Here is a 12,637-nt window from a genome sequence, read left to right on the forward strand (position 1 = left end):
TCCCGCCCCCGGGCCCGCCGGGAGCGATCCCCCTGCGGGCCCGGGCCAGGCCGGACGGTGCTGTGGTTGTCATGGCCGGGCGCCTACTTCTTCAGGACGGACTTAAGTCCGGTCTCGAACGCTTGCAGAGCGGTCTTGGCGTCGGTCTTGCCAGTCAGGATGGTCTGCGTGAATTGGTTCAGCGCCTGGCCGCCGTCGAGTGCTGCAAGGTCAGCGCTGAGTGCTGTGCCCTGCGCAGCGAACGTCTTGGCGATCGGCACGTATTCGTTGACGATCTTGACGTTGTTGGGGTCGGCCGTAAATTCGGGCAGTTCGGTGATGGACTTGAACACCGGCAGTGCGTTCATGAGCTTCTGCTGCCACAGTTCCTTGAGCTTGCCCAGATAGTAGACCACGAACTCTTCGGAGGCTTCCTGCGACGGAGTGTTGGTGTACATCATGATGTTGTTCGGGAAGATCAGCGCTGCCTTGTCGCCGTGCGGACCGGCGATGGGGCTGGCCACCACGATGTCGCCCGAGGTATCACCCACGCGCTCCGGAACGCCCAACGTCAACATGCCGTAGGCGGCCTTGCCGTCCTTCCACTGTGCGTTCAGGTTGTCCGTGGTGTAGCTGACGGCTGCGGGGTCGACGATGCCGTTGGAGACCAGCTCCAGCATGAACTCGATGGCCTCCACGTTGCGATCGTTCATGACGTCCAGCTGGCCGCCCTCCTTGCTGAACACGCCGCCGCCGTTGTTGAGCATCATCATGATCATCAGGTGGTTGCCGATGTTGTTGCCCGCGCCGGAGCCAGTGGCAAAGCCGACGGCACCAAGGGACTTGAGCTTCTTGCCCGCTTCAAGGAGTGAGGCCCAGTCGGTGGGGACCGCGACGCCTGCCTTCTCGAACAAGGACTTGCGGTACCAGAGCGGCCGAATGTCCAGCTGCCACGGAACGGCAACATAGCCCTTGTCCGTCTTGAAAGGCTCCACAACGCCCGGCAGGAAGTCGTCGAACTGGCCGTTGGACTTCAGCTTTTCGATGACCTTGTCCGCGTACGCGATCTGGCCCTGCTGTTCGAACTGGAAGGCCTGGAAACCACCACCGGTGGACACCGCCGGGCCGGTCTTGGACGCGATGGCCGAAGAGAAGGTCTGGTAGAAGTTGTTCCACTGGATGATCTGGTAGCTGGCCTTGCTGCCGGCACCGGAGAAGCCTTCAGCGATCTTCTTGGCGGCGTCGTTGTACGCGGGAGTCGCCCAGGGCATGTCCCAGAACTTGATGGTTCCACCCGCACCGCCCCCGCCCTGCGACGCGGAACCGCCGCCGCAGGCGGCCAAGAGGGGCACAGAAGCAGCGGCTGCTGTCAGGCCAAGGAAACCGCGGCGGGAAAATGCTTTGTTGGCTGCGGGCTGAACATTCATGATGATTCCTTTCGGGACCGGCGACGCCTGGCGTTTTGTGAGCCGGTCCAGCTCAACGTTGAGTAGAACAAATACTTACTGAATGACGTGGTGGTGCTCGTTGTTGGGACGGGTCAGGACAGGGCGGAGATGGATTCCGTCAGCACGGCAAAGCTGTGCAGATCGGTGGGAACGGTGCCGGCATCGAGGTGGTCCTTCAGCCGGCGCCACGAGGCGCGGTGGGCGGATTCGTACAGGGTGGGCAGCAGGACTTCGCCCTGAGGCCCGGTGACCTTGATGGTTGCCGGCCAGGCAGCAACCGGGTCGGCCAGCGCAACGCTCGTGCCGCCGTCGTCGGTCAACAACGTGACGGTGACACTCGCAGGTGCTGCGCTGGACAGCACGCCTTGCAAGGCGACCGGGGCGCCGTTGGCGAGCCGGGCCGAGACCGCGTAGCCGTGCGGTCCGTTGCGCAGGGTACAGAGATTTTCGAGCGGCCCGGTGACACGCACGACGGCGGCAAGGTGGTCCGCGAGCAGCTCACCGGAGCTGGTGCCAGCCTTGGCGGTGGCGACGCTGTCGAGCATTGCTGCACGGCCGATCATGGAACGAACGGCGTGCTCGGCTCCGGAAAGTGCGGGGTTGGACGCCCATCGCTGATCGAGAACGATCACGGTTCCGGCCGTTTCCGCGGCTGCCGTCAGGGCATGGGTCGTTTCCGGAACGGGGTTCACCACTACGATGCCGCGTGCTCCGGCGTCGACGGCTTCTGCTGCCTCTGCCGTCCAGCCTGGCCGTCCGTTGATGACCAAGACATCGGGCGTTGCTGCGGCATCGGCGGGTCCGAACGATTCGGGAAGGGAAGCTACGGCCAAGGCAACGGCGCCGGCTTCCTGTGCCTCCGGCGTGGCGCTGACAGTGTAGGAGGGGCTCATGCGTGGGCTCCTTCGCGAGCGGATTCCGTGGTTACGCCCGCTACCGTGGCTTCGGCGATGTCCAGGGCAAAGGTGAGGTCATCAATGAGTGTTTTTGCTGATGGCGCCTGCTTGGTTCCGGAGGCCAGGGCGGCAAGTTCGCGCCATTCGCCTTCGTAGCCGTTGTGGTCGTAGGGGCCGTGGATGGTGGTTTCGCTGCCTCGGGTGAAGGTGGCAACGGCTGAACCTGCCTGTACATAGGAAGGCGTGAAGTCGATCCGGAGGGCGGCGTCGTCGGAGATGGCTTCGAAGGCCCATTCCGGCTTCCACGTGTTGTTCATGGCCGCGCGGAGCTCGATGGACCGTGTGGGTGTGCGGAGCGAAATCACGTAACCGAACGGACGGACATGGCGTGCCTCAAGTACCTCGATTGCGTCGAAGTCCGGTGTGAAGGCGCGTACCAAGGGGAGATCGTGGATGGCCAGGCCCATGATGCCGCCACGGAGTGCGCCTTTGATGACCTCAATATCCGAATAGTCCGGTGCCCCGCCCGCTGGCCGGGTGATGATCTCCGTGGCGAAGTCCTCGAACCTGGCGTTGGGCGGGAGGACGATCGAGGAGCGGATGGTGTGGGCCGTTGCCGGGAGATCGCCCCAGTTTTCCTTGGCTGCGAGCCAGCCCGGATCGAACGTATGCATGGCGCCAACGATGATCGGCACGCCCGTTTCCTGGCTGACAGCGGAGATTTGTGCCGCTTCCTCGGAGTTCATGGCGAATGGTTTCTCGCAGAGGACTGCTTTCTTGCCGGCCCGGCAGGCCGCGATGACCTGCTCGGCGTGGAACTGGTGCGGGCTGCAGATGGCGACGATGTCGACGTCGGGATCGCCCAGGAGGGCGTCGATGCTGGTGCTGTGGGTAGCGCCTACGCGGGCAGCCACCGAGGCTGCGACGTTGGGGTCTACATCCATGATGTGGCGAACGATGAGGAGGTCGCCGAGTCGGGCGAGTGATGGCAAGTGGATGGCCTGGGTGACCGGGCCGGCGCCGAGGATACCGACACCCAGCGGGTGTGATCCTGCAGATTGGCTGGACAAGTTCATTTACCTCTTCGTAAGCGGACCTTGGAGAAGGAATCGATGCCGGTGATTCTTCGCATCGAAGGGCTTGATGTGCTGCTCCTCACAACCTAAAGGGACTTTTGCCGAGCGTCAAGCAAAAGTTGAAATGTTCTCGACAAACTTCCGTTGCGTGACACGCATAAGCAACCGTGGTATCACTGGAGGCATGACTTCAGCTGCCGGAAATGACGCCGGAAAAGACACCTCCACACCGGAGGCCGGCAGTCTTTCCCGCGCCGGAGACCTCTTTCAGCTCCTTCGCGACGGCCAAGCCCGCACCCGTGCCGAACTCGCCCTCACCACCGGACTTGCGCGATCCACGGTCGCCTCCCGGATCGATGCCCTGATCAGTTCGGGACTCGTGGGTCCTGCGGGTGAGGCGAGCTCCAGTGGCGGCAGGCCGCCGTCGCGCTTTGCCTTCAACCCGGCTGCGCGCGTGGTGCTGGCGGTGGACGTCGGAGCGACCCACGTGATTGTTGCTGTCACCGATCTCGGCGGAAGCATCCTCGCGGAACGCCGCCTGGCACAGGAAGTCGCCGACGGCCCGGACGTCGTCCTCGGCCGGGTGATTTCAGCCGGCCGTGAGCTCCTCGCCGAGGCAGGGCGCGAAATCGGCGACCTCGCCGGCATGGGCATCGGACTGCCCGGTCCCGTGGAACATGACACAGGGCGGCCGGTCAAGCCACCCATCATGCCCGGTTGGGACGGATTCGACGTCGTCCCTTACGTCCAGCGCTCGCTGCCCGTTCCCGTGCTGGTGGACAACGACGTCAACATCATGGCGCTCGGCGAACGGACCGCCTACTGGCCGGATCACGACAATTTCCTTTTCATCAAAGTGGCAACCGGCATCGGCGCCGGCATCATCAGCAGCGGTGAGCTGCAGCGTGGCGCCAACGGCACCGCCGGGGACCTCGGCCACGTGCGGGTTCCCCGCGGCGACGACGTCCTCTGCCGTTGCGGCAATCACGGGTGCCTCGAAGCGCTTGCCTCAGGACCCGCCGTCGCACGCCAACTCCAGGCGCAGGGACTCGAAGCGACCACCGGTGGCGATGTCCTGCGGCTGGTGGCCGAGGGAAACCTGCAGGCCATCCAGGCGCTCCGGCAGGCCGGTCGCGACGTCGGCGATGTGCTGGCCACCGTGGTCAACCTGCTCAACCCGTCCATGATTGTGATCGGCGGCAGTGTGGGAGAGGCCGGCGAACACCTGGTTGCCGGCATTCGCGAGGTTGTGTACCGGCGTTCGCTGCCGTTGGCCACCACGCACCTGCGGATCGGTATTTCCATGGCCGGTGATCGCGCCGCAATCCTGGGCGCCAGCCAGATGGTCACGCAGCATGTCCTGTCCCCGGCAGTGATTGAAGCCACGCTCCAAGCAACGGGATAGGCGCTGTTCTGTGGGGGTTGCCGGGTGAACGCGTGATAGCAATGAAGGTGATGCCTACTTTCTTGACCTTTCCGTTCGCCCCATGAGCCAGTTTCTCGCCAAAGTTCCGCGCGGCTGGCTGATCCTCGCCTGCATCGGCCTCATTGCCCTCAACATGCGTGGACCGTTCGTTGCGGTGGCGCCCGTGGTGGATTCGCTGCAGGCCGACTTGGGATTCTCGCCTGTTGAACTGGGTCTGTTGACCGGCATCCCTGTGCTCTGCTTCTCGCTTGCCTCGCCGCTGGCATCGATGGCCGGCCGCCGGTTGGGTGCCGAATTCGCGGTGATGCTCACGCTGCTCGGCGTGCTGGCCGGCGTCGTGATCCGCTCCAGCGGCGGGGGAGTGCCCGTGATGGTTGGCACGGTCATCATCGGCGTGGCCATCACGATCGGCAATATTGCGGTGCCGCTGATTATCCGCCGGGATTTTGCGCCGCGGCGGCAGGCAACCGCAATGGGGGTCTACACGGCGGCGCTGAACATCGGGTCCTTCCTGACCTCGGTGGCCACTGCACCGCTTGCTGAGTTGGTGGGGTGGAGGCTTGCCTTGGCTGCGAGTGCTCTGTTGGCATTGGCTGCGGTCCTGTTTTGGGTGCCCACTGTTGGTGCGCGCCGGGCGTTTGTGCCGGTGGCGGTCCCTGTGTCTTCTTCTTCCTTGTCCCGTCCCGTTGCGGGTGTTCGCTGGCTGACGGCGGGCCTGACACTCGGCTTTGCGGGCCAGGCTTTCTCCTACTACGGCGTGACCGCGTGGCTCCCGAGCTTCCTGTCCGACGAACTCGCCATGGGCACTGCCGAAGCCGGCGCAGGGTCCTCGCTCTTCCAGATCTTCGCGATTGTGGGCGGCCTGGGCGTACCGCTGTTGGCGCGCTTTGCCAGCACGACGACGGTGGCGGTCACCTTGAGTGCGTTATGGCTGACGGTTCCCGTGGGCCTGTTGCTGGCGCCTTCGCTGTGGTGGGTGTGGTCCTCGCTGGGTGGTGTTGCCCAGGGTGGCGGCATCACGGTGATCTTCATTGCGATCATCAAATTCGCCCACTCCCAGGCGGCCGCCGGAAAGATGTCAGCAGTTGTGCAGGGAGTTGGCTACTGCTTCGCTGCGTTGGCGCCCACTGTTGTGGGTTACGTGCACAGTGTCTCCGACGGCTGGACCGTTCCCCTGTTCGTGATCCTCGGTTCGGTGCTCGCGTTCTGCGTGTGCACCACGCTCTCCGTGCGATGGGTGGCGCGGCAGCGGTAGGTTCGTACCGCCGTCGTGCTCACCCAACTAAGTCGCAGTTAAGCGCGTTTTGAGCCGTCAAAACGCGCTTAACTGCGACCTACTTGGGTGGATACTCCCCTGCTGGGCTGCCTCCCCGACCATCGGGGTCACTTGTTGCGAAGAGTGCAGGCAGCCCAGCGTCGGGGCTTATTGTTCCTGGGGTGTGGCCCAGAGTCAGGCGGCGACGAGTTCCTCTTCCGTGGCCTCTTCACGGGCCTCGGTGAGGAAGCGGGCGTACGCCGGGATGGTCAGGAAGGTGGGGAATTCCGGAGCCAAGGTGACTTCCTCGAAGATGGCGCGGGCGTCAGCGAAGCGATCGCCGTCGAAGCGTTCCAAGCGGGCGAACTCCTCGTCCAGCATGTCCTCCACCCAGTCGCGGCTGATGATGTCGCCGTGTTCGGTGATGGCGTGGGAGTGGATCCACTGCCAGAGCTGGGACCGGGAGATCTCGGCTGTGGCGGCGTCTTCCATGAGGTTGTGGATGGCAACAGCGCCGTTGCCCCGCAGCCAGGACTCGATGTAGCGGATGCCAACCTCGATGTTCAGGCGGATGCCCGACTCGGTGATGGTGCCCTCGGTGCTGGCGATGTCGATCAGTGCTCGGTCATCGGGGGTGACGTCCTCGCGGCTGCGGTCCAGCTGGTTGGGCTTTTGACCCAGAACCTCGTCAAAGACAGCGCGGCATACCGGCACCAGATCCGGGTGCGCCACCCATGAGCCGTCGAAGCCGTCGTTGGCCTCTCGGGTCTTGTCAGCACGGACCTTCTCAAACGAGGCCGTGTTGGCGGCCTCGTCCTTGCGGTTGGGAACAGCTGCAGCCATGCCACCGATCGCCATGGCACCGCGACGGTGGCAGGCCCGGACCAGCTGCTCGGTGTAGGCCCGCATGAACGGCTGGGTCATGGTCACTTGGCCGCGGTCCGGGAGCACGAAACGCGGGCCACGGGTGCGGAAGTTCTTGATCAGGGAGAAGATGTAGTCCCAGCGTCCGGCGTTCAAACCGCTCGCGTGGTCCCGGAGTTCGTAGAGGATCTCTTCCATCTCGAACGCCGCCGTGATGGTTTCGATCAGCACGGTGGCGCGGATGGTGCCCTGCGGGATGCCGAGCAGGTCCTGGGCCAGGACGAAGATGTCATTCCACAGACGGGCTTCGAGGTGGTTTTCAATCTTGGGCAGGTAGAAGTACGGGCCCTTGCCCTGGGCAAGCAGGCGGCGGGCGTTGTGGAAGAAGAAGAGCCCGAAGTCCACGATGCCCCCGGCGATCGGTTTGCCGTCGATCAGCAGGTGCTTTTCGGGCAGGTGCCAGCCACGGGGACGGACCACGATGGTGGGCAGGTTCTCGGCAGCCTTGAGCTTGTACTCCTTGCCTTCGGGGGTGGTGAAATCGATCCGGCGCTCCAAGGCGTCGGTCAGGTTCAACTGACCCTGGATGACATTGCGCCAGGTCGGGGTGGAGGAGTCCTCCATGTCGGCAAGCCAGACCTTCGCGCCGGAGTTCAGGGCGTTGATGGTCATCTTGCGGTCCACCGGTCCGGTGATCTCCACGCGGCGATCCTCCAAACCCGGAGCCGGGGGAGCGACGCGCCAGGATGGATCGTTGCGGATGCCCTCGGTCTGCGGGAGGAAGCGGGGATCCTGGCCGGAGGAGATCTGGTTCCGGCGGGTGTGCCGTGCCTGCATCAGCTCCTGACGACGATCGGCAGTAGCCTTGTGCAGCTTGCCGATGAACTCAAGGGCATCCGGCGTCAGGACTTCGTTCTGCCGCGAGATGGGCTGCGCGGTCAAGGTGATGCCATTGATAGTGAAGTTGTCAGTGAAGCTGTTCATGGGAGTGTCCTTTCAGGGACCCAACTGAGTCGCAGCAGATGCCGTTTTGGACGTCCATAACGGCATCTACTGCTACTTACTTGGGCAAGTTCTAGTGGAACTGGCCTTCTTCGGTGGATCCCACCAGAGCCAGGGTGGATGCGTTCGGGTTGAGCGCGGTAGCGATGTCGTCGAAGTAGCCGGTGCCGACTTCGCGCTGGTGCTTGGTAGCGGTGTAGCCGCGGGATTCGGAGGCGAATTCCTTTTCCTGGAGTTCGACGTAGGCGCTCATGCCTTCACGGGCGTAACCGTGGGCGAGATCGAACATCGAGTAGTTCAGTGCGTGGAAGCCGGCCAGGGTGATGAACTGGAACGTGAAGCCCATGGCACCGAGTTCGCGCTGGAACTTGGCGATGGTGGTGTCGTCCAGGTGCTTGCGCCAGTTGAAGGACGGGGAGCAGTTGTAGGAGAGCATCTGGTCCGGGAACTCGGCTTTGACCGATTCGGCGAACTTGCGGGCAAGCTCCAGGTCCGGGGTGCCGGTCTCCATCCAGATGAGGTCCGAGTATGGGGCATAGGCCTTGGCACGGGCGATGCAGGGTTCGATGCCGTTGCGGACCTTGTAAAAGCCCTCGGCGGTACGAACCGGCTGTCCCCCTTCGCGGAGGATGAATTCCTGGTCGCGCTCGTCAACGTCGGAGGTGATCAGCGTTGCGGCTTCGGCGTCGGTGCGGGCAATGACGACGGTCGGGGTACCGGCGACGTCGGCTGCCAGGCGGGCTGCGTTGAGGGTCCGGATGTGCTGCTGGGTGGGAATCAGGACCTTGCCGCCGAGGTGACCGCACTTCTTTTCCGACGCGAGCTGGTCTTCCCAGTGAACGCCCGAGGCGCCTGCGGTGATCATGGACTTCATGAGTTCGTAGGCGTTGAGCGGGCCACCGAAGCCGGCTTCGGCGTCGGCGACGATCGGGACCAACCAGTCCTCAACAGTCTTGACGCCCTCGGCATATTCGATCTGGTCTGCGCGGAGCAGGGCGTTGTTGATGCGGCGGACAACCTGGGGTACGGAGTTGGCCGGGTAGAGGGACTGGTCCGGGTAGGTCTGACCGGAGAGGTTGGCGTCTGCTGCAACCTGCCAGCCGGAAAGGTAGATGGCACGGAGGCCGGCCTTGACCTGCTGAACAGCCTGGTTGCCGGTCAGGGCACCGAGTGCGTTGGTGTAGCCGCCGGTGGGAGCTTCTTCGGTCAGCTGCTTCCAGAGCTTCTCCGAACCGCGGCGGGCCAGGGTGTGCTCTTCGGAGACGCGACCGCGGAGGCGGACGACGTCGGTGGCCGAGTAATCACGGGTGACGCCTTCCCAACGCGGGTTGGCAGACCATTCAAGTTCCAGCGCTGCTGCCTGCTGCTCTGCAGTCTGTGCGGATTCTGCTGGTTCAAACGATGCGGTCATTGCATGTCTCCTAATATCCAAGCGGGCTCCCCGGGCCGGCCTCGGCTGCGCCTTTGCTGCGTCGGCCGGCTTATCCGGGATCTGTATTTCTTTTCGTAGGACTTACTTTTCTGCACTTTCAACAGTCTTTCTAGAGGAAAACTATGGAAAGAAATGCAGTTCTTCGCGTATTCTCAAGAAATGTCGCCTGTGAGCTGGAATCGCGAAGTCGCGCCGCCGTCGTCGTCCGTCACGTCCCCTGAACTGGACGTCATCAGCCTTGGCCGCCGCGTGCGCCATCTGCGGAAGCAGGCGGGACTGACGCTCGATGACTTGAGTGCCGCCGTCGGGACCGCGCCAAGCCAGCTGAGCCTCATTGAGAACGGCAAGCGCGAACCCAAATTGGGCCTGCTGCAGTCGCTGGCAAGCTCGCTCAATGTGAGCATCGACCAGCTGCTCGGTGCCGAGCCGCCCAGCCGCCGCGCGGCCTTGGAGATCGAGCTGGAACGGTACCAGCGCGGACCGCTTTATGAGTCGCTGAACCTGCCCAAAATCCGCATCAGCTCGCGGCTTCCGCTGGATGTGCTGGAGTCGCAGGTGGGGCTGCTTCAGGAGCTCGAACGCAAACTTAACGAGCAGGTCGCGACGCCGGAGGAAGCCCGCCGCGCGAACGGCGAGTTGCGTGCCATGATGCGCGAGCGTGGTAACTATTTCCCCGAGTATGAGGCGGAGGCGCAGAAGGTCCTTAAGGGGGTCGGCTACACCTCTGGGCCGCTCAGCCAGCACGTGATCGCGGACATTGCCGAGAACCTCGGTTTTTCACTGCACCATGTAGGCGATTTGCCCCATTCCACGCGCTCCGTGACGGATTTGAAGAACCGCAGAATTTATCTCACGCAGAGCCAGCGGCAGGACCACGATCCCCGTTCGGTGCTCCTGCAAGCACTGGGCCACTACGTCCTGGGACACGAAACTCCGCGGAACTACGGCGATTTCCTGGCCCAACGCGTGGCCACCAACTACTTCGCTGCAGCTTTGTTGTTGCCGGAGCAGGCCACGGTCGAGTTCCTCCAAAAGGCAAAGGCGGCCAAGGAAATCGCCGTGGAGGACATCCGTGACGCCTTCGCCGTCTCCTACGAAACCGCAGCCCACCGCTTCACCAACCTGGCCACCAAGCACCTGGGCATCACCACGCACTTCCAGAAAACCCATCAGTCCGGCATCATCTACAAGGCCTACGAGAACGACGGCGTGACCTTCCCACAGGACCACACCGGCGCCATTGAAGGGCAGCCGTCGTGCAAAGCGTGGACGTCGCGCGCAGTGTTCGACGTCCCGGACAAGTTCAGCGCCTACAGCCAGTACACGGACACGCCTTCGGGTACCTACTGGTGCACGGCCCGAACGGAGCGCTCGGCCAGCGGGGAGTTTTCGCTGAGCATCGGCGTGCCGTACCAGCATGTGAAGTGGTTCCGGGGGCGCGAGACGACTGCCCGGGCAACCTCGACCTGCCCGGACCCGAACTGCTGCAAGCGGCCGCCGGCGTCCCTGGCCAATGAGTGGGCGGGCAACGCGTGGCCCTCCGCGCGGGCGCATTCACACTTGCTCGCCGCCATGCCGCCAGGCGCGTTCCCTGGCGTGGACGAGACCGAGGTGTACAGCTTCCTGGCGGCGCACTCCGAACGGTGACGCTCTTTCACGTCCCGTCGGGTTTTGGGTGACGCTCTTTCACGTCCCGTCGGTTTTTTCGGATCCCTCTCTCACATCACGTGAGTTCCGGCCGCAATCGGTGCACCATGTGAGGACAACACCAAGCGGGGGGATGCACCATGAACCGAGTCCGAAAAGCAGTGACGCTCATTGCGGCAGCCGTTTTGGCGAGCGGCAGCGCGACGATCAGTGCCTGCGCACCCCAGCCATCCGACGTCGGACTCTTAAAGGCCGACGGCGTTACCCGGGTTTCGGTCCAAACGGCGGACTACTCCGGTCAGCTCGAGGCCTTCACCACGTCCGCGCGGAAGCTCGGCGCTACGCTGCTCGCCGATGGCGGGGACGGCGCCAACGGCAACGTGGTCTCGTCGCCCGCGAGTCTGTTGATCGCGCTCAGCATGCTTCGGGCCGGAGCATCCGGCGCGACGGCAGCGGAGATGGACGCGGTCCTGGGATTGCCGGCCGAGGGTCGCGACGAGGGGATGAACGCGCTGCTCGCGTCGCTGGAGAAGTACGACGGCGATCCCGGCGCGGTGGACGAAGCGAACCCGCCGCGCAAACCAGTGATGCACGCGGCCAACGGGCTGTTCGTCGACAAGGGCGTGCCAACAGGTGAGGGCTATCTCGGCACGCTCGCCAGGCACTACGGCACAGGCGTCTACCCGGTCTCCTTCCAAGACGAGGCCGTGACTAAACCGGCCATCGACCAGTGGGTCAGCAAGAACACAGGCGGCCGGATCAAGGAGGCGCCAGCGAAATACATGACCGACAACACTTTCAGCCTGCTCAACGCGCTCTACTTTGCCGCAGCGTGGCAGACACCTTTCGACGCGAATGACACCACGGACCAGCCCTTCACCAAGGCCGGCGGAGAAGTCATCCAGGTGCCCACCATGCATCTCGGGACCAACATGGCGTACGCGGAAGCCCCCGGTTGGAAGGCCGTGGACCTCCCGTACGCCGAAGGCTTCGTGATGAGGTTCGTACTGCCCGACGGCGGTACTCCGGGTTCCGAAGGTCCGGCTGCGGTTTCGCCGGAGGTGCTTTCGGACGCGGCAGCACGGTTGGGACGCGCGGCGCAGGACATGGTCCAGATCAGCCTGCCCAAGTGGGACCACAAGACCACGTTCGATCTGCGAAAGGTCTTCGAAACGCTCGGACTCAAGGAGACCCTCGCCACGGACACCGATTTCGATGTGATCCAACAGGGCATGAAACTGACGCAGGCGGCGCAAGCGGCCAACATCACGGTTGCTGAAAAGGGAACGATCGCATCCGCAGTGACCCAGATCAACGCCAAAGACTCCGCAGCCCTGATTCCGGATCGTGAAATCGTCCTTGACCACCCGTTCCATTACCAGATCCTGCATGTGGAGACCGGTATGCCTCTTTTCGCGGGGTGGGTGGCGGACCCGCGGTGACGGGTCGGGATGTGAGAGAGCGACACAGGAATCCGGCCGGGATGTGAGGGAGCGACGCAGGAATCCGGCCGGGATGTGAGAGTGTCCCTATGTTGTTCGTCAAGGGGTTTGGGGTGTTTTGGGGTGGTAGAGGCTGCCATCGCGGAGCATGGCGAAGAGGGTGTCGCAGC

9 protein-coding genes are annotated in these 12,637 nt (G+C 63.8%); 4 read left to right on the forward strand and 5 right to left on the reverse strand.

Annotation, left to right across the window (positions count from 1 at the left end):
* Positions 1–83 precede the first annotated feature (83 nt).
* The 3 genes from ACIQC5_RS23960 to ACIQC5_RS23970 all read right to left on the reverse strand — a co-directional run bounded on the left by ACIQC5_RS23960 (position 84) and on the right by ACIQC5_RS23970 (position 3,399).
* The gene (locus ACIQC5_RS23960) at positions 84–1,406 is read right to left on the reverse strand and encodes an ABC transporter substrate-binding protein (protein ID WP_400287686.1); all 1,323 of its coding nucleotides are present in this window, start codon (positions 1,404–1,406) and stop codon (positions 84–86) included.
* A gap of 113 nt (positions 1,407–1,519) precedes the next feature.
* Positions 1,520–2,320 carry a hypothetical protein gene (locus tag ACIQC5_RS23965; RefSeq protein ID WP_400287687.1) on the reverse strand — a complete coding sequence of 267 codons (801 nt, stop codon included), beginning with the start codon at positions 2,318–2,320 and terminating at the stop codon, positions 1,520–1,522.
* On the reverse strand, positions 2,317–3,399 hold the full coding sequence (locus ACIQC5_RS23970; protein WP_400287688.1) for a Gfo/Idh/MocA family protein: 1,083 nt from the start codon (positions 3,397–3,399) through the stop codon (positions 2,317–2,319). Before ACIQC5_RS23970 ends, ACIQC5_RS23965 begins: the two co-directional genes overlap by 4 nt.
* A gap of 184 nt (positions 3,400–3,583) precedes the next feature.
* On the opposite strand from ACIQC5_RS23970, the gene ACIQC5_RS23975 reads away from it, so the two are divergent.
* On the forward strand, positions 3,584–4,804 hold the full coding sequence (locus tag ACIQC5_RS23975; protein WP_400287690.1) for an ROK family transcriptional regulator: 1,221 nt from the start codon (positions 3,584–3,586) through the stop codon (positions 4,802–4,804).
* Between the two features lie 82 nt (positions 4,805–4,886).
* Positions 4,887–6,080, forward strand: coding sequence for a CynX/NimT family MFS transporter (locus tag ACIQC5_RS23980; RefSeq protein WP_400287691.1), 1,194 nt, complete (start codon positions 4,887–4,889; stop codon positions 6,078–6,080).
* Between the two features lie 195 nt (positions 6,081–6,275).
* Here the strand turns inward: ACIQC5_RS23980 and aceB are convergent, their stop codons facing one another.
* Both aceB and aceA read right to left on the reverse strand, forming a co-directional pair.
* Positions 6,276–7,928: a malate synthase A gene (gene aceB, locus ACIQC5_RS23985; RefSeq protein WP_400287693.1), complete on the reverse strand. Its 1,653-nt coding sequence runs from the start codon at positions 7,926–7,928 to the stop codon at positions 6,276–6,278.
* A 91-nt stretch (positions 7,929–8,019) separates the two neighbouring features.
* Positions 8,020–9,357, reverse strand: a complete 1,338-nt coding sequence (gene aceA / locus ACIQC5_RS23990) for an isocitrate lyase (RefSeq protein ID WP_224166395.1) — start codon at positions 9,355–9,357, stop codon at positions 8,020–8,022.
* 153 nt (positions 9,358–9,510) lie between these two features.
* Here aceA and ACIQC5_RS23995 point away from each other — a divergent pair, with 153 nt between their 5' ends.
* Positions 9,511–11,025, forward strand: coding sequence for a helix-turn-helix domain-containing protein (locus ACIQC5_RS23995; protein WP_400287695.1), 1,515 nt, complete (start codon positions 9,511–9,513; stop codon positions 11,023–11,025).
* Between the two features lie 140 nt (positions 11,026–11,165).
* Positions 11,166–12,467 (forward strand): serpin family protein, encoded by a 1,302-nt coding sequence (locus ACIQC5_RS24000; protein ID WP_400287697.1) that lies wholly within the window; start codon positions 11,166–11,168, stop codon positions 12,465–12,467.
* Positions 12,468–12,637: the final 170 nt, after the last annotated feature.

The organism is Paenarthrobacter sp. NPDC092416, from assembly GCF_044755025.1.
Taxonomy (GTDB): Bacteria; Actinomycetota; Actinomycetes; order Actinomycetales; family Micrococcaceae; genus Arthrobacter.

Bases quoted from the DNA above. Each gene is read 5' to 3' on its own strand.
- ACIQC5_RS23975 (WP_400287690.1), top strand. From the start codon at position 3,584: ATGACTTCAGCTGCCGGAAATGACGCCGGAAAAGACACCTCCACACCG.
- ACIQC5_RS24000 (WP_400287697.1), top strand. From the start codon at position 11,166: ATGAACCGAGTCCGAAAAGCAGTGACGCTCATTGCGGCAGCCGTTTTG.
- ACIQC5_RS23970 (WP_400287688.1), bottom strand. From the start codon at position 3,399: ATGAACTTGTCCAGCCAATCTGCAGGATCACACCCGCTGGGTGTCGGT.
- ACIQC5_RS23980 (WP_400287691.1), top strand. From the start codon at position 4,887: ATGAGCCAGTTTCTCGCCAAAGTTCCGCGCGGCTGGCTGATCCTCGCC.
- aceA (WP_224166395.1), bottom strand. From the start codon at position 9,357: ATGACCGCATCGTTTGAACCAGCAGAATCCGCACAGACTGCAGAGCAG.
- aceB (WP_400287693.1), bottom strand. From the start codon at position 7,928: ATGAACAGCTTCACTGACAACTTCACTATCAATGGCATCACCTTGACC.
- ACIQC5_RS23960 (WP_400287686.1), bottom strand. From the start codon at position 1,406: ATGAATGTTCAGCCCGCAGCCAACAAAGCATTTTCCCGCCGCGGTTTC.
- ACIQC5_RS23965 (WP_400287687.1), bottom strand. From the start codon at position 2,320: ATGAGCCCCTCCTACACTGTCAGCGCCACGCCGGAGGCACAGGAAGCC.
- ACIQC5_RS23995 (WP_400287695.1), top strand. From the start codon at position 9,511: ATGCAGTTCTTCGCGTATTCTCAAGAAATGTCGCCTGTGAGCTGGAAT.